This is a genomic window from Paenibacillus sp. FSL R7-269 (genome assembly GCF_000517865.1).
In the GTDB taxonomy this organism is placed as follows: Bacteria; Bacillota; Bacilli; order Paenibacillales; family Paenibacillaceae; genus Paenibacillus_AQ.
Genome location: NZ_ASPS01000144.1, coordinates 1 through 16,923, shown reverse-complemented (window position 1 = coordinate 16,923; position 16,923 = coordinate 1). Strand labels below are relative to the sequence as shown.

General features: G+C 55.7%; 17 protein-coding genes and 1 riboswitch. Of the genes, 6 read left to right on the top strand and 11 right to left on the bottom strand.

The features are described from left to right. Positions 1-72: 72 nt before the first annotated feature. The 4 genes from C162_RS32665 to C162_RS32650 all read right to left on the bottom strand — a co-directional run bounded on the left by C162_RS32665 (position 73) and on the right by C162_RS32650 (position 3,925). Positions 73-1,491: a sensor histidine kinase gene (locus tag C162_RS32665; RefSeq protein WP_051494110.1), complete on the bottom strand. Its 1,419-nt coding sequence runs from the start codon at positions 1,489-1,491 to the stop codon at positions 73-75. Further along, complete coding sequence (locus C162_RS32660; protein ID WP_372238092.1) at positions 1,488-2,174, bottom strand: response regulator transcription factor; 687 nt, start codon at positions 2,172-2,174, stop codon at positions 1,488-1,490. The genes C162_RS32665 and C162_RS32660 overlap by 4 nt, the downstream gene beginning before the upstream one ends. An 88-nt stretch (positions 2,175-2,262) precedes the next feature. Continuing rightward, positions 2,263-3,297, bottom strand: a complete 1,035-nt coding sequence (locus C162_RS32655) for an EAL domain-containing protein (RefSeq protein WP_036702065.1) — start codon at positions 3,295-3,297, stop codon at positions 2,263-2,265. A 208-nt stretch (positions 3,298-3,505) separates the two neighbouring features. After that, positions 3,506-3,925: a pyridoxamine 5'-phosphate oxidase family protein gene (locus C162_RS32650; RefSeq protein WP_036702064.1), complete on the bottom strand. Its 420-nt coding sequence runs from the start codon at positions 3,923-3,925 to the stop codon at positions 3,506-3,508. A gap of 159 nt (positions 3,926-4,084) precedes the next feature. On the opposite strand from C162_RS32650, the gene C162_RS32645 reads away from it, so the two are divergent. From C162_RS32645 to C162_RS32620, 6 genes are all read left to right on the top strand, one after another. After that, on the top strand, positions 4,085-5,263 hold the full coding sequence (locus tag C162_RS32645; RefSeq protein ID WP_036702062.1) for an MFS transporter: 1,179 nt from the start codon (positions 4,085-4,087) through the stop codon (positions 5,261-5,263). A 48-nt stretch (positions 5,264-5,311) separates the two neighbouring features. Beyond that, positions 5,312-6,763, top strand: coding sequence for a hypothetical protein (locus C162_RS32640; RefSeq protein ID WP_036702060.1), 1,452 nt, complete (start codon positions 5,312-5,314; stop codon positions 6,761-6,763). 72 nt (positions 6,764-6,835) lie between these two features. Further along, positions 6,836-6,946: riboswitch (TPP riboswitch) on the top strand. Positions 6,947-7,095: 149 nt separating this feature from the next. After that, positions 7,096-8,169 carry an ABC transporter substrate-binding protein gene (locus tag C162_RS32635; protein ID WP_036702059.1) on the top strand — a complete coding sequence of 358 codons (1,074 nt, stop codon included), beginning with the start codon at positions 7,096-7,098 and terminating at the stop codon, positions 8,167-8,169. Positions 8,170-8,221: 52 nt separating this feature from the next. Next, positions 8,222-8,515, top strand: coding sequence for a thiamine-binding protein (locus C162_RS32630; RefSeq protein WP_036702057.1), 294 nt, complete (start codon positions 8,222-8,224; stop codon positions 8,513-8,515). Then, entirely contained in the window at positions 8,512-9,273 is a 762-nt protein-coding gene (locus tag C162_RS32625; protein ID WP_036702056.1) for an ABC transporter permease, read from the top strand. The genes C162_RS32630 and C162_RS32625 overlap by 4 nt, the downstream gene beginning before the upstream one ends. Before the next feature lie 38 nt (positions 9,274-9,311). Further along, the gene (locus tag C162_RS32620) at positions 9,312-10,178 is read left to right on the top strand and encodes an ABC transporter ATP-binding protein (protein ID WP_084649117.1); all 867 of its coding nucleotides are present in this window, start codon (positions 9,312-9,314) and stop codon (positions 10,176-10,178) included. A 508-nt stretch (positions 10,179-10,686) separates the two neighbouring features. Here C162_RS32620 and C162_RS32615 read toward each other — a convergent pair. The 7 genes from C162_RS32615 to C162_RS37255 form a co-directional block, all read right to left on the bottom strand. Continuing rightward, on the bottom strand, positions 10,687-11,289 hold the full coding sequence (locus C162_RS32615) for a response regulator transcription factor (protein WP_036702054.1): 603 nt from the start codon (positions 11,287-11,289) through the stop codon (positions 10,687-10,689). Beyond that, on the bottom strand, positions 11,286-12,437 hold the full coding sequence (locus C162_RS32610; RefSeq protein WP_036702052.1) for a sensor histidine kinase: 1,152 nt from the start codon (positions 12,435-12,437) through the stop codon (positions 11,286-11,288). The genes C162_RS32615 and C162_RS32610 overlap by 4 nt, the downstream gene beginning before the upstream one ends. 6 nt (positions 12,438-12,443) lie before the next feature. Further along, the gene (locus C162_RS32605; protein ID WP_036702137.1) at positions 12,444-13,181 is read right to left on the bottom strand and encodes an ABC transporter permease; all 738 of its coding nucleotides are present in this window, start codon (positions 13,179-13,181) and stop codon (positions 12,444-12,446) included. Continuing rightward, positions 13,181-14,092, bottom strand: a complete 912-nt coding sequence (locus C162_RS32600; RefSeq protein ID WP_036702050.1) for an ABC transporter ATP-binding protein — start codon at positions 14,090-14,092, stop codon at positions 13,181-13,183. The genes C162_RS32605 and C162_RS32600 overlap by 1 nt, the downstream gene beginning before the upstream one ends. Positions 14,093-14,365: 273 nt before the next feature. Further along, complete coding sequence (locus C162_RS32595) at positions 14,366-14,953, bottom strand: TetR/AcrR family transcriptional regulator (protein ID WP_036702048.1); 588 nt, start codon at positions 14,951-14,953, stop codon at positions 14,366-14,368. A 91-nt stretch (positions 14,954-15,044) separates the two neighbouring features. Further along, positions 15,045-16,307 (bottom strand): alpha/beta hydrolase family protein, encoded by a 1,263-nt coding sequence (locus C162_RS32590; protein ID WP_036702046.1) that lies wholly within the window; start codon positions 16,305-16,307, stop codon positions 15,045-15,047. Between the two features lie 423 nt (positions 16,308-16,730). Then, a partial coding sequence (locus C162_RS37255; protein ID WP_235218600.1) for a hypothetical protein occupies positions 16,731-16,923 on the bottom strand: 193 nt, incomplete at its 5' end.

The following is a 16,923-nucleotide window of genomic DNA, read 5'->3' as shown; positions in this document are numbered from 1 at the left end:
CACCTCGGTAACAGCATAACGCCCCAAGGTTAAAAGCACGGAAGCAGCAAGTTTAAATTTCGTTTAAATTGTTCAGGCGTTCCGCTTCCAGATCACAACCTCGGTTCCCTTCGCCGTGCTCTCCATGCTCCATTCCAGGTCCATCCGCTTCAGCAGCAGATCAACAATCGACAGGCCCAGGCCTGCTCCTGCGGAGTCAGTGCTCTGCGCAAGGCCGCCGCCGTGATCCGAGATGATAATCACCCGGTTGCCCTCACGGATCTCCGTAAGTATTCCTACATACAATCCGCTGCGTGCATGACGCAGAATGTTCTGGAACAGATTATCCAGCACTCTGCGGAACCAGCTGTCATCGATCTCCCAGTACAGCGGCACAGCCTCCAGATCAATATCGATCTGGTACCCCTCCCTCTCCCACACCGGATACCAGGCGGCGGCGCTCTCCCGCACCAGTCTCAGCACATTCCGGCGTTCCGGGTGCAGCGCAATGCGCCCGCTGTTCAGCAGATTGTAGGACAGCAGGTTCTCAATCAGGATGCTTAGGCTCTCGATCCGCTGATCCATCAAGTCAAGGGAGGACTGCCCGTTCGGTGACAAAGGCTCCTTGCCCAGTACATGGAGATGGCTGCGAATGACGGTAAGCGGAGTCCGCAGATCATGCGACAGATCGGCCACCAGCCGCTTACGCAGCGCCTCTTCTTCCGCCTCTCGGGCACGGCCTGCCTTAAGCTCCGTCACCATGGTATTGAAGGCTTCCTCCAGACGTCCGATCTCATCCGGCTTCCCCGGCGGAACAATCTGCGGTAAGCCCTCCTGCCCGGTGAACACCATAGCGGTCTGCAGCCGCAGCAGCCTTCTGCGGATCATGATGAAGAAGAACCAGGAGCTGGTGATGAACAGAAGGAAGAACACCAGCATGGCAATCGTATACCATTTATCCAGACCTGCGGTATATTTGCTCTTCGTAATATCCTCAGGAATCTGCATAACCATGAAGCCCTCAGCGGCTTCTGCCCGGTCCCCTATGAAAGCGACAATCGCCAGCGGCTTCAGCGCTACACTGTCCTTCATGAAGGATACCGCTTCAGCGGCGCTCCACTGGGCGGGAACGGCCGGAGCCTCTCCCGTCAAAAGCAGCGGCGGTCCTGAAAGCTCTCTAACCAGCTGTGTTTCCCCCGCAGGATCGACCCAGAATATTCTCGCCAGCGGATAGGCTTCGCTTAAGGCCGACAACCGCCGGGTGATATCTGCAGGAGACTGGTCAAGGAGCTTGCGGGCCTCCTCATGCCACATAATCTCCAGCTTATCTATACTGGAATACTGCTCATACTCCTTAGGTGGACTAGTATGAGTAAGCCCCCCGAAGATACTGTACACAGCAATCGTCAGCGGAATAACAACGGGCACGAACAGCAGTGCAGCTACAATAATCAGCAGATAACGAAAAAGCAGCGAACGGTGCAGCAGCTGGAAACGCCCTGTCCCCTTCACCCTCTCACCCGGTAGCCGATCCCCCGGACCGTCTCAATAATCTCCGGCGCTGCAGGATCAAGCTCCAGCTTCTCGCGCAGATAACGGATATGTACCATCAGTGTCTTGTCGCCTTCGATATAGCTCTCCCCCCAGACCGCCTCATAGATCTGCTCCTTGGTTAGAATCTGGCCCAAATGCCGCAGCAGATAAGAGAAGATCTGGAACTGCTTGCCGGTAAGCATAATCTCCCGTCCGGTCGCAGCTTCCGTGACCACACTGCTTCCCGGTCTGACAACCAGATGCTTAAGCGTGAGCTGGGCGGGCGCAGCAGCACCGCTTCTTCTCAGCAGCACCTCTATTCTCGCCGCCAGCTCATCGGGATGAAATGGCTTGGTCAGATAATCATCGGCGAAGTCCAGCCCCTGAAGCTTATCGTCAATGGAGGTGCGCGCCGAGAGCATCAGAACCGGCAGCTCCGGATACGCCCGCTTCAGCCGCTGGCCGACGGTGAAGCCATCCAGCCCCGGCAGCATCACATCCAGAATCGCAAGCTGGCAGCCCTCTGCGGCTTCAAGCGCCCCGTCCCCGCTCTCCAGCCAGCGCACAGCATATTCCCGTTCCCGCAGATCAGCCGCCAAGGCACTGCCGATCTCCCGGTCATCTTCTACGTACAATAGGGTTACACTCACGTTGTTCTCCATCCTTTCTTCCTTCCAAATGGCATCACAAATTCCCGGATACCAGCAGTCTTGAGGTCTGCCTGCATCCGGGGAGGTTCATACTTGCTGTTCAGGCCATAATTCCGAACCGTCCCGGCGGCTTATCCTCCGGCAGCCCGAACAGATAGCCTTGTCCCAGATCCATGCCCAGATCACGGCAGACCAGGAATTCCTCACGGCGTTCAATGCCTTCGGCCAGCAGGCTTGCACCGAATTCTCCGGCCCTGGAGATAATCTCCCCAAGCATCCGCTGCTTCCCTTCATCCCGGTCACAGAAGCTGATTAGACTGCGGTCAACCTTGACATAATCCGGCTGGAGACTGGACATCAGTTCAATGGTCGAATAGCCCGCGCCCACATCATCCAGCGCAACCCGCATCCCCTGCTGGCGGTATTCGGCGAAGATGGCTCGCAGATGCGGAATATCGCTGATCTGCTCCGTCTCCACAACTTCAAATACATAATCCTCCGGGTCCTGGTCCAGCCTGCGGATCGCCTCGAAGGTATGCGTAAGACAATACTTGGGATTATAAATAGAAGAGGGCAGGAAGTTAATGAACCGCTTGATGCCCTTGGGCAGCAGCCTGCTGCTGGTCTCTATCGCCGAGATCCGGGCGGCCCGGTCCAGGAAGGAGTGAAACCCTGTACGGCGGGCAATCTCAAATAGCTCATAGGGCTGAAAGTAACTGCCCTGGGCCAGCGGCCGCAGCAGAAATTCAAAACCGACAATCTCCTCGCTGAAATTCACAATCGGCTGCATATGGCTACAGAAATCATGGCTCATAATGATGGATACCAGATTCTCATTAGCGAAGCGGACCTTCAGCTGCTCAAAGGTCAGCCACCGGTCCGGGGCCGCAGAGGCACCTTTACTCTTAACGCATACGGTTAAGGTATCCGCTATGTCCTTAGCCGCCACCAGTATTTCAATAAGCTTCAACAGCTCTTCCTTACGATGATATGGAATGATACAGGTCTTGCTTGTCTGATAAACTTCATAACCGGCATTTCGGATGGCAGCAGCCAGCGGAGCTGAGCAGGGGCGGAGCTTCAACTCCCCTTGATCCTCTATCGGGTCGATGTCAGCACAATCAACACAGTTCATGGCAATCCCCTCCGCCTCATGATGTCGATAACCTGAGGCCATTATAGCATGATTCCTCCGGCACAATCCGGAAAGAAGCAGCAGAAAGAGCCTCTTTTGAACCATGAAGGTCCATAAGAGGCTCGGGTTGCCAGACTATATAGTGCTCAGGCTTTGGCAGAACTCACCCGTTACCGGACACGGCCATCCTTTTACCGGAGACACCCGCTTAAGACTGCCATACCCCATGCTCGCCGTTCTTGCCCATATATTCAATCCGTGAAGGTGACAGCTCAAGAATGACATAATCGGGATCATCCGGTCCCTTGAACCATTTCTCCAGGGACTCATTCCATACCTTAGAGCGCAAGCTATCATCCTTCGTCACAGCAACCGTAGCTTCAATCTCCAGTACTTCCTTGCCGCCGCCCTGTTCATAACCAAGCAGCAGACAAGCATTCGGATTATCCTGAAGCTCTTCTACCTTATGAGTCTTGCGGCTCGTTGCGAGATAGATGGACAGCCCGTCATGAAATACCGCCATGTATCGCACCTTAGGCTTGTTACCGGCCTCAATCGTGCCGAAGGAACCGAACCTGTTCTCGTCCAGCACCTGTATGATTGTTTTCTCCAGCTCTTTGTTGTCCATTGACGTCACAGCTCCCTTCAAATTCATGTGAATATAAGTTTATATATTCACGTCCGCGGTTTGGATTTATGATTAACCTGTGCCTAATATAGTGTACCCTTCCCGTTCATTCTGAATCCCGCCATCTGCTCATAAATTGATTCATAAGGAGTCTTATCCTTGAAAAAACTAATCTGGATCGGCTGTCTCTCCTATTTCGTAATCGGCCTTGCCCATGTCGTCCTGGGCTCCATTCTGCCAGTGCTGCTCCAGCATTATGACCGCAGCTACAGTGCAGGGGGCGAGCTGATCTTCAGCCAATTCGCGGGCTTCCTGGCCGGCGTACTGGTCTCGCCGCTGCTGAACCGGCGGTTCGGCAAGCGCGGCGGCATTATGATTGCCACCGGCCTGCTGCTGTGCGCCGAGATTGCTTATGCCTTCCTCCCGCCCTGGGGCTGGATGTACGTAATTGCCGTAGCCGCAGGGTTCGGCTTCGGGATGATCGAAGCCGTCATCGGCACGATTATTATAGCCGCAGTCACCGAAGGAACAGCAGTTGCCATGAGCCGGCTGGAGGTGCTGTTCGGTGTCGGGGCGCTGCTCATGCCGCTGGCGGCCAGTCCGCTGATTGCCGCAGGGCAGTGGCGGCTGGCCTTCCTGATCGTTGCAGCCTTCTCCCTCCTCTCGCTGCTCTTCTGGGCGAAGAGCAGATTCGGCCCGCTGGACAGCGCGCTGGATGAGCGGCCTGCCCGCCCTGACCGCGCTGCGGCAGCGGGAACCGCCAGAAGATTATCCTTGCCCTACAAAGGCAAGCAGTGGGTCGTGCTTGGCTTGTTCATTCTGTTCTTCTTCCTCTATGTAGGCACCGAGATGAGCCTGGTGAATTTCATGCCGGCGATCTTCATCGCGAAGCTGGGCATGAGCGAGGCCACGGCTGCGCTCACGGTGACCTTCTTCTGGCTTGCTATGTCGGCAGGCAGACTGTTCGCCGGTGTCATTGCCGAGAAGATTTCCTACCGTATCTATGTGCTCGTCAGCTGCTTTGCCGCTTTGCTGCTGCTTATCATTTTCCCGTTCGCCGGTCACCGGCTTGCCGCCTTTGCGATCATTCTGCTGCTTGGCCTGTTCATGTCCGGCATCTTCTCGATCGCGCTGGTCTTCTCCAGCAAGCTCCTGCCCGGCGCAGAAGAATCGACGCCCAGCATTATGATCGCCTCCGGCGGAATTGGCGGCGCGGTGCTGCCGCTGCTGACCGGCTGGTCCATGGATCATCTGCAGATCGCCCAGACCTCGGGACTTTTGGCCGCTTTTGCCGCACTGTTATTCGTGCTGAGCGTGACAGCCTGGAGAATCGGGTAATTATAGCTGACAAGGTCCATATTCTGTGAATAAGGATGGAACCCACACATGGCTGAACTGCATTCTGAGCCCACTCTGCATACCGCCTTGCTGCAATTCATTTTCCCCTTTTCAATTAAGGCGGAAGTCGATCAAGAGCTGATTGAGAGTCTGCAGGAGGATGGATTTACGCGTTTTTTTCTGGAGAACAAGGAACTGGAGCATGCTTATTACGGGGAGAATCACTGTGTATCCCATGAGAAAATGGAGCGAAGCTATCTTCCGTTTGCCGCCCATGTCTTGTTTCCGCGTGAGAAGGACAAGGATTCCTTTCGCCGCTTTTCCCGGGCCAATGATCTGCTGTGCGGGCTGCAAATGCCCTTTCGGACGGTTCCCTTCCGCGTGCTCTCGACCGATGTGTTCCTCTGCCCGTTCGAGCTGGGCTTCCTGACGGTAAGAGTGGCTATTGAGGAGGAGAACCTCCCCTTCAGCATGGTGCTGGAATTCGCCGACCGGTTCCGCAATCTGGAGGATGTCAGTGTTCAGGATGAGCATACTTTCATTCATTGTCATAAGAAGTCTTTTGCCCGGGTGGAGGATTTCGTGTTCAGGCATCTGGCAGCGGGGCTTGAGCCGTATCTCGATCCTGCGGAGACGAATGGCAATTATTTCGAGACCCTGCCCTTCTTCGTCGATGAACGGATGCTGGTGCAGGCCTTCTACGGCGTTAATCTCCAGGAGGATGAGGAAGAGATCAGTGTTGAAATGCTCTACCGGGCCTCCCAGGTGGACGGTCTGAACATTGACGGCACCCCCTACATGAGTGCGAGTGATCCGGACTATATCAAGCAGTACACCCGGGAGCATTGCTATAGCCGCTGGGGGCCGGACACCTATTATATGACCAATGAGCAGACCTTCTGCTGCGTGAGCCGGGCTACGCCTGCGATTGCCGCAGGCCTGATCAGCCAGATGTACGGCGAGTATTATTACGGAATGCTGCTGAGTATTTTTCATAAAATCGTACTGCTGAAGCTCGCCAACCTCCACTCCCGACTGCGCATCAACCACGATAACGACGAGATCGAGAATCTGATCTTCCTGATCAACAAATTCTCGGCCAAATTCTACTTCCTGGAGCTGATTTCGCAGTCGCAGGGGCGTGAGATTTTTTTTCAGCTGCGTAAGGTGTATGGCAATGATGCCTTGTTCGATGAGGTGAAAATGACCCTGAATGACCTATTCCAGTATCAGGACAAATTCCAGGCCAAACGGCGGGATACGCTCCTGATGGTGCTCACGGTATTTACGGTCATCAGCGGAATCTACGGGATGAATCAGGTAATCGAGGATCTGAAGGGCCAGATCGACTGGAGCAAAATGCTGGAGTACTCCGCGTTCGAGTATCTCGCTCTGTTCCTGACCTTCTCGGGGATCACCGTCAGTGTCGGCTTAACGCTGAGAGAGCTCTGGAACGGTATCCGCAGCCGCCGCAAGAAGCGGCATTATACGAGGGATTAAGATACAGAGGGTGGACAACGGCGAAGCTGCCGTCTATAATACACCGTAAGAACATAGCAATACCCGTGAACTTTATAGAACCAGGGGTGCTGGAATTGGCCGGCTGAGATTGTATCCCACAAGATACTGACCCTTATACCTGATCTGGATAATGCCAGCGTAGGAATCTTCATTCGGCACAGTGCCTTAAGCAGTACTGAAGCTGAAGTCCCCTCACGCAAGTCACTGGCGTCCCGATCATCGGGACGCTTTTTTGATTCTAAGGATGTACAGGAATAAGGTTTCTGTAAGCTCTGAAGACTAGGGGTTGCTGGAAGGAGAGAGAAAGAGAAATGGGAGTCAAAAAAACAGTCACACTACTGCTCAGCTCCATGCTGCTGCTCACTGTAGCGGGATGTGGCGGCGGGAACAACAGCGGGAATGCGGGAGCCAGCGCCCCTGCTGCCGGGAACAGCACGGCTGCACCTGATGCAACCGCAGCCGCACCCACGGATGCACCTAAGGTGCTGACCCCGGTCAAGATTGCCCTGGACTGGACGCCGAACACCAATCATACCGGCCTGTATGCCGCCAAGGAGCTGGGCTATTACGCGGAGGAAGGTCTTGACGTGCAGATTGTACAGCCTGGCGCTGCCGGATCTGATACGATGGTCACTTCCGGTGAAGCCCAGTTCGGCATCAGTGCCCAAGAGGCGCTGACCCTGGCCCGTCTGCAGGATGTACCGCTGGTGTCGATCGCTGCAATCATTCAGCATAATACCTCCGGTTTCGCGGCTCCGAAGGACCGCAACATTAAGACGCCGAAGGATTTCGAAGGCAAAACCTACGGAGGCTGGGGCTCCCCTGCGGAGCAGGCTGCCATGAAAGCCATCATGGACCCCGAAGGCGGGGATGTCTCCAAGGTGAAGCTGGTGAATATCGGTGAAGCGGACTTTTTCACAGCCGTGAAGCGGGATATTGACTTCGCCTGGATCTTCTATGCCTGGACCGGCGTAGAAGCCGAGCTGCGCGGGGAGCCGCTGGATATGCTGTATCTGAAGGATTACGCTCCGCAGCTCGATTACTACACCCCGGTGCTGACCACCAGCGAGAAGGAGATCGCCGAGCATCCTGAAGTGGTGAAGGCCTTCCTTAAGGCTACGTCCAAGGGATATCAGTACGCTATCGATAACCCGGAAGAAGCCGCGACGGTCCTGTCGGATGCTGTACCTGATCTGGACCCCAAGCTGGTGCTGGCCAGCCAGAAATGGCTTAGCCCGAAATACAAGGACGACGCCCCGCGCTGGGGTGAGCAGAAGCTTGAGATCTGGAAGAATTACGCCGACTGGATGTACGGCCTGAAGCTGCTGGATAAGCCGCTGGATGCGGAGAGTACGTTTACGAATGAATTTTTGCCGGAATCATAATGAACCCGCATGGCGGGAATCTTATACTTAACTTGGAGAGGAAGGATTCATCATGGCTAATACATTGCTGAGCATTCAGGTCATTCCGAAGACACCGAACAACGAGGATTCTATCCCATACGTGGACAAGGCCATTGAGGTCATTCAGAAGTCAGGCGTGAAGCATCAGGTGAATCCGCTGGAGACCACGATGGAAGGTGAGCTGTCCGATCTGTTGGATATTGTGCGTGACATGCATGAGGCGCTGATCGCTTCCGGCAGTCCGAGTGTGATCTCACAGATCAAGATCGCCCATAATCCGGGCGGCATCAGCATGGATAAGCTGACGGAGAAATACCGGCCGTGAGAAGCACCTGGAAGCTAGTGTGGCCGCCCCTTGTGGCGGTCCTCTTTTTTGTCGGGATATGGCAGCTATCGGTCATGGTGTTCGACATCCCGGCTTACCAGCTGCCCAGCCCTGCGGATATCGCGCGTGAGTCGAAGAACAACGCCTCCGGGATCTGGGAGCACACCGCTGCTACGCTGCGGCTGACCCTGATCGGCTTCCCTGTCGGCACAGGCATTGGCCTGCTCACCGCCTTGCTGCTGCATCTGCTGCCCTGGCTCAAGAGAGCGCTCTATCCGCTCCTGATCCTCAGCCAGAATGTGCCTTCTATTGCGCTTGCCCCGCTGCTGCTGATCTGGTTCGGGTTCGGCCTGCTGCCCAAAATCATCCTGATCACCCTCGTCTGCTTCTTCCCCGTAGCTGTTGCAGCCATGGGCGGACTGGCCCAAAGCGACCGGGTGATGATGAATTATATGAAGATGGCCGGTGCGGGCAAGTGGCAGATCTTCACCCGGCTGGAGCTTCCCGGCTCCCTGCCCTCCCTGTTCTCCGGGCTCAAAATCTCGGCCACCTATGCGGTGATGGGCGCAGTCGTGGCCGAATGGATCGGCGCCGACAAGGGAATCGGCTACTATATGCTGCTGCAAAAGTCCTCTTACCGTGCGGACCGGATGTTCGTGGCCATCGCCATCATCGTGCTGCTGAGTCTCGTATTATTCGCGCTCATTGCCCTGCTGGAGAGATGGCTGGTGCGCTGGAAGCCGCGTAAGGATGCTTAATGTGTACAGAAGGATCATCCACAACAGAAGTAACCATAATGAACAGAGGGAGGCTGGGCGAATTGTCTGAGCTTACGAGGATTGAACTGGAGAAGGCGGACGGAGACGGACGCCTGCGCACTCAGAGTGTGCCGCCTGCGCTCGAAGTCAGCGGCATCTCCAAATCGTTCACGCACCGCCGCCGGGAGACGCAGGTGCTGAATCAGGTGTCCCTGACCGTGGAGCCGCAGGAATTCGTCTCCATTGTCGGCCCGTCCGGCTGCGGCAAAAGCACGCTGTTCCATATTATCGGCGGCCTTACACTGCCGGATACCGGAACGGTGAGCATGAACGGCCTCCCGGTGACCGGGCAGCGCGGCAAGATCAGCTATATGCCGCAGCAGCCCGCGCTGTTCCCGTGGCGCAGCACGCTCGACAACGTTCTGCTTGGCGGCGAGCTGCAAGGCGCCCCCAAGCGGGAGGCCCGCGAGACTGCGCGCCACTGGCTGGCGAAGATCGGCCTGGGCGGCTTCGAGCGGGCCTACCCGCACATGCTGTCCGGCGGCATGCAGCAGCGGGCCGCCTTTCTGCGGGCCATGCTCGCGCCGCAGGAGCTGATGCTGCTCGATGAGCCGTTCAGCGCACTCGACGCGCTGACCCGCGAGCAGATGCAGCGCTGGCTGCTGGAGCTGTGGGAGGAGAACCGCCGCTCCGTGCTGTTCATCACCCATAACATCGAAGAGGCGTTGCTGCTCTCCACCCGCATCTATGTTTTCTCGGGGCGTCCCGGCTCCGTCCTCCACACCGTGGAGGTCCCTTTCCCGCGCCCGCGCCGTGAAGAGATCGCCGATTCGCCGGAGTTCCTTCGGATGCGGCGTCAGCTCTCCCAGTGGATGCGCGAGGAGCAGGCGAAGAGCCAGAGTTAAGAGGGGTTGCTGCGCTGGTGACTTAGCAGGAAAGGTGGCGTGGCGCCCCCTGCTATACATAACAACAGCCCTCGTGACTCGGCACTGCCTTGCCTGTAGCAGCATAACTCTGCCTGATTGTATTTAGTGCAATAGAATCTTCAATATTCCGGACAAAATTCACTTCTGCTGTATTTCGTACAGCAGATTTTGTATATTTGCCCAAAAATACCACTTTCGCAGATTTCTGCTGTACAGAGTACAACAGAATCGGATTTGCTGCGGATTCAGGGAACATCTGTTGTATAAAATACAATTGAGCTAACCATTCCACCCATAGCTGTATTACGTGCGATTAAAAGCAGCCAAAAACATAGTTTGTCTTCTGTAGCTGCAATTGGTACAACTAAGTTAGCCCCAAAGGGGTGAAATCCAGGATAAACAGTTAGTTTAATTGCACCAAATACAGCTATATAGAGATTCGGCGGTACATCAGATGATTTAGTTGTACAGAGTACCCCAGGCCGTCCTACATCCAGCCCTTGTCCTCTGCCAGCCGCACCGCTTCGATCCGGGTCTTGACCGCAAGCTTGCTGAGGATCTCCGAGATGTAGTTGCGGACAGTACCGTAGGAAAGGTGGAGCGCCGCAGCGATCTCACCGGCGCTGCGGCCCGCTGCGGCCAGCTTCAGAATCTCCCGCTCCCGGTCGGAGAGGGGGTTCTCTTCGCGCAGGCTGCCGAAGACCAGCTCGGGCGAGACCTCACGGCCTCCGCCCATCACGCGGCGAATGGCATCCGCCAGCTTATCCACCGGCTCATCCTTCAGCAGATACCCCTGAATTCCGGCCTTCACTCCGCGCTCGAAATAGCCGGGACGGGCGAAGGTGGTCAGGATAATAATCTTGGTGGCACAACCCCACGATTTCAGTATCTCCGCCACCTCCAGGCCGCTCATCAGCGGCATTTCAATATCCATCAGGCATACATCCGGCTGGACACGTTCGATCAGGGCCAGCGCCTCCGCCCCGTCCCCGGCTTCGCCCGCCACCTCAATATCATCCTCCAGATCGAGCAGCGATGCCATCGCGCCGCGCAGCAGCCGCTGATCCTCGGCAATTATGATCCTGATCATGCTGTTTCCCCACCCTTTCCATCCTTCACTACTCTTGGTGTAACCACCGTTAGCCGGGTTCCCCCGCCGGGTCCCGGAGCCAGCGTCAGCGAGCCGTCAATCAGGGCCAGCCGCTCGCCCATCCCCTTCATGCCGTTGCCGTCCCGGCGCTCCGTCCCCCCTGAACCGCTCGCTTCTACCCCTATGCCGTTATCCTCCAGTGTGATCTGTACCTCGCCGGGTGTCATTACGATGCTAATCCGGCATTGGTCCGCACGGCTATGCTTAACGATGTTGGTAATCCCCTCCTTGATGCAGAGGCTGAGAATATTCTGCGTCAGATCGGATACACCCGGCAGCGCTGCATCTCCCTCTACCTCAAGCGCGATCTCCGCGCTGCGCAGCATCTCCGCCGCCTCAGCCAGCTCTTCGGCAACTGAGACTGCACGCATCTCAGAGACCAGCTCCCGGACCTGGCGCAGCGCGGCCCGCGAGGTCCGCTGGATCTCACGGGCTTCCGCCTGTGCCCGCTCGGGATTCTTCACCACCATTTTCTCAACAAGCTGGCTCTTCAAGGTAATAAGCGACAGGGTATGCCCCATCGTGTCATGCAGATCACGGGCGATGCGCATCCGTTCCTCGCGCTTGATCATTTCCTTGATCTGCTCGTTAGCCTGGTCCAGCTCCTTCTCCAGCACCCGCCGCCGGTTAATGGAGCGGATGCCGAAGGGCGTGATCAGCATCATTATCGCAAATGGCAGCATGAAAAGGATATCCGGGCCATACACCTGCGGCAGGTAGAATAGGCCCAGTCCGGCCAGCACAGCGGTGAACACCGCAAGAGCCCGTCTGAATTGGCGCGTATCAGTATACCAGCCAATAAAGTTACTGGAGAAGAAGCCCATATACATGTTGTAGGGGCTATAGACTACGGTTAGCACGACAATAATCAGCAGCTGCACTCCCATCCAGGCCGTGTACGTTCTACCCTCCGTCCAGTAGAGCTGACGGTACGTCACCAGGAACAGCAGGACCAGCCCATAACCCGCCATCAGCTTGACCCCGCTATACCCCTGAAGGTTAAGAATCGGGAACACCAGATAGATCAGCCAGATGTAGGGGAAGAAGCCGAATTTTTGCGGAAAGAACCGGAACTGCTTACTAGCCATTGTACATTACACCGCTTCCTGTTTTCGCCTTATATAGACCGATAATAACATAAATACGGCCAGGTAACCGAGCAGCAGCAGCACAGCCTTCCACGACGGGGAACCTCCCGCTACAATCGCCCAGGCTCCATCTCCATAATTGTAGGACGGCAGCCAGTGCCCGATCTTCTGCATCAGCTTAGGCATAATGTCGAGAGGCATCCACATACCCCCGGCCACCGCCAGCCCCATATAGAGCACATTGCTCACCCCGCTCGCCGTATCCACCCGCTTCATGGACCCGATAATCGTACCCAGCGCGAGAAAAGGCAGTGAGCCCGCAAGCAGCCACAGTCCACTAAGCAGCCACTGCGCTGCTGTCAGCGACACCCCGTTGATCAGATACCCGGCCAGGAAAATACACAGAACCGAGAACAGATGCATGACGCTCTGACCGAACATTTTGCCGAAAAAATATACCGGGGACGGCAGCGGAGTAATGCGGATAAACGTATTCCAGCCCTGCGTCTGCTCCTGCACCAGCCGGATGCCGAGGGTCATAATCGCCGAGCCCATCACGCTGAAGGCCGCCATCGACATCAGATAATGCGCCTGCCACTGCTTCGTATCGTCCGTGCCCGTATTCACCACCCGGGTGAAGATGAAGTAGAACATAATCGGCATGAGCAGCGACCAGAATACATAATAGGGATTGCGGATAATCCGCAGCAGCTCTGCCTTGCACTGGGCCAACATAGGTTTCATCATACTGCCGCCTCCTCTTGATTCAGGGTCAATTGCTCGAACGCTTCATCCAGCTTCCCCTGGTCGATCCGTACATCCTGCACAGCCAGCCCGTTCACGAAAATAGCCCGCAGCGCCTCATCCGTATTCTCCGTCGTCACATGCAGCCGCCCATCCTTCTCGTAGCAGCCTTCCACGGTTGGCAGCTCCAGCAATTGATTGCGCAGCAGCGCCGGGTCGCCGGACGCCAGGAAGGACAGCGACTTCTTCACCAGTCTCGCCTTAATCTCGTCCGGGCTTCCGTCCGCCGCCAGCACTCCCCGGTTGAACAACAGAATCCGGTCCGCGATATCCTCCGCTTCCTGCAGGTAATGGGTGCTGAACAGAATCGTCTTGCCCTGATCAGACAGTCCCCGCACCCTATCCCAGAAATGCCGCCGCGCCGTCGTATCCAGCCCCACCGTCGGCTCATCAAAAAACAACAGATCCGGGTTGCCCGCCAGCGCCAGCGCGAAGCTGAGACTGCGCTTTTGCCCGCCGGAGAGCTTCTCCGCATAGCGGTTCAGATCCGCCGCCCCCAGCCCCGTCGCCTGAAGCAGCACCTCCATCTCCATGGGCTGCGGATAATAGCTGCGGATCAGGGCCAGAATCTCCCGGACCTTCAGCCGGTCCATAACGCTGACCTCCTGGAGCATGGCTCCAGTCCGCTGCTTCACCCTGACGTCTGTTGGCTTATGACCGAACACCTTCACGCTGCCCTCCGAGGGCTCAAGCAAGCCCAGAAGCATCGCCAGTGTAGTGGTTTTGCCGGCTCCATTAGGGCCAAGCACCGCTGTGATCGAGCCGCGGCTAATCGTAAAGCTCACCTGCTTCACCGCTTGCTTCTCCTGGAAGCTGCGGCTGACATTGTTCATTTCAATGACATGTTCCATCATGTATCCCTCCGTGTCCTTCTGCCCTCTTGGCTATATTGCTATAGTACCGGAGACCGGAGAGAAGCATCAGTATGGACTGTCACCGATTCAAAGTGACAACTGTCACCCGGCAACAAGTGGAAACGGCTTTACCGTCCTTTTAAGGACGGTACCGTTTCAGCGAGAAATAGAAGGATAATTTATCATGTGAAACATATAAGTTCTTATATTTAAATAAGGCGCTCCTGTCCACGATTTCGTTATCGTAGCAGGAGCGCCTCCGTGTGCATATTACTCAAACCTCAATTGCCCAATCGCCTGTTCCAGCATGTCGTTCAGCGTCCGTCCTCCGGGAGGTGCACTTACCCAATGGAAAACCGCTGTGCGTATCGCTGCCATAAGCAGCGCGGCCAATAAGTCCGGGTACAGGTCGAGCTTCACATCCTTATGTGTGCGTTCCGCAATCACCTTGGCCAGCTCCCGCTCAATCTCAATCTCCACCTTGCGTGTGGCGCCGAACAATGCCGGATCATCGCGAAGGAGGACGATACGCGCATACCACTGCCGGTCTGTTGTCTCGGCGAATCCGTCAAGCACAGCAGCCCGGATCGAGTCTTGCAGCGGTTCCCCCGACGGACGGCCGGCAAGGGTAGCCGCTATCCGCTCGGAACGCTGGTACGCATTGCCGACAATCGCAGCCTCTTTGGACGCAAAATAGTTATTGAACGTCCGCATGGAGACATTCGCGGCTGCGGCAATATCCTCCACCCGAACCTGGCTGGCCCCTTTCTCCATGGCAAGTCTGCAGGCTACATCGCTCAGCGTCCGCCTGGTCTCTTCTTTTTTGCGTTCTCTCAAGCCCTGTTTTTCATTCGTCATGTCACTCAATTGCTCCAATCCTTATATGTAGTCAAGATCTGCGTTGCTGTCATTTCAGCACCGCAGATCCGGCCTTAATCCTGAAGATCGCTTACTGCGCCGGTTGTAGCTGAATGTTATAATCGAGCACCTCATCCAGCCAGTCAAACATCACCTGGTAGCTGAGCGGCAGATTGTTCAGCTGGCAATGCAGGTCGGCACCATCCTCCTCCGTCCCCTTGAAGATCGCATTCTTCTTGTTCGGAGCCTTCTCGTAAGTGTCGATCGCTTGCCGCTGCATCTCGGGATGCTCCGCTTCCGAATACATGGAGAGCAGGGGACACTTGACGTCCTTAGGGTCAACCTCCATCACTTCTCCGGCTGAACCATGCCACCCGGCAATGCTGTCCAAGCCATGGGACCAGGCCAATCCGGCGAACAGCACCTGGCCGGTGTACGGCATTTTCTTAGTCTGCTCCGCCGCTTCTTCTGCACTGCCCCTGAGAAACGAGGGCATGCCTCGTTCAATGAAGGACGCCATGGAGTACACCGGTGAGTTCGGCACTGCCGCTGCGAAGCGGTCGTCACAGCTTGCATGAACCATTGTCTTGGCCCCGCCATAGCTCATGCCGCTGACGACCAGCCGCTCAGGGTCCACATCCGGCCGGGCCAGGACGAAATCCGTGGTGGCTCTGTAGACATTATGCAGCTCCTCGCGCGGGAAGTTCTTGGCCGTTGCCTCAGGCTCATAGAACCGGACACATACATCATAAGGAAGGTCTACGATCAGCGCGTTATATCCCCGGTCAATAGCCGCTTGCCCTCCGAGAAAATAGGTATCTTCCTTGTGCGTTTCCCCGCCGTTATGGAAAATAATCGTTGGTTTAGGCGTATTCCCGTGCTCCGCCTTCAGGAAGCATCCCGGGAACTTATACCCCTTGTATTCCACCTCGACCCACTCGTGGGGAATCTGCTCAGACTTCGCATCAAGCGCCTTGCGGAAGCATTCCACACTTTTGCCGTGGTACCGCGCAAAATCCGGTTCATCTGGAAAAGCCCCGTAAAAGGCTGCCCGGTAATACGAGTGGGCACGGATAAAGGCCTCGCTGGCACTGATCAGATGCCCTTTCTTCAGGCAGCGCTCTGCCGTTGCCTCGATCTTAACGGCTTCCTTCTCGAATTCAGTCTTCCAGCTGGTCAAAGAGCTGGGATCAATGTTCCGTGCAAGCTTAAATACTTCACCCTGCGACACACCGCCGCAATGTACGAACGACAGCAGCCACTGGAACGTGAATTCAATATCATCGCGCTCGAAGAATACCTTGTGCGTCAACCGTGCAGCCACCTTTGTCTCTTGCCCGTCTACCTGTACCATACCCTTCTCCTCCTTCTCAAATCTATGATTTCAAGAGCATCCGCAGCAGAACAGCCGCGAAGCGGAAGAGGGAATTTGGCTACGGCGCGATTCCGGGCCCGGGTGTTGGCGTCCAGCGAAATCCAACCTCTATCCAAATTTTAGCACTTTCCATATTTTTGCGCAACACGCAATATTTCTTTTAATGCAATTTTGCTGTGAATGCAAAATAATCGAATAGGAGAATACCCTTCCACTCGCTTCGGCTCACTCACCCTCACTCGAACCCATTGTATGTTGTTTTCGGCATACATTTGCCCCGTTCACCCTTGCAGTTGCACATTGTATGTTGTTTTCAGCATACATTCGCCCCGTTCACCCTTTCAGTTGCACATTGTATGTAGTTTTCGGCATACATTCGCCCCGATTCCCCACAGTTGCACATCATGGCGATGTTCCGCCTATCTCTGGCCAATTTTGATGGTTATCACTCTCTGCCACCACTTGTATCGGTTTGTGGCAGCATTGTTGTATTTTTTGCAGGATTTCTCTAGGGCGTGTCTTAAAACTAGATATTGCTTCCAACGCATAACCGTAGCATAATTTTACAAGGACGCAATTACGAGGAGCTTGTAAA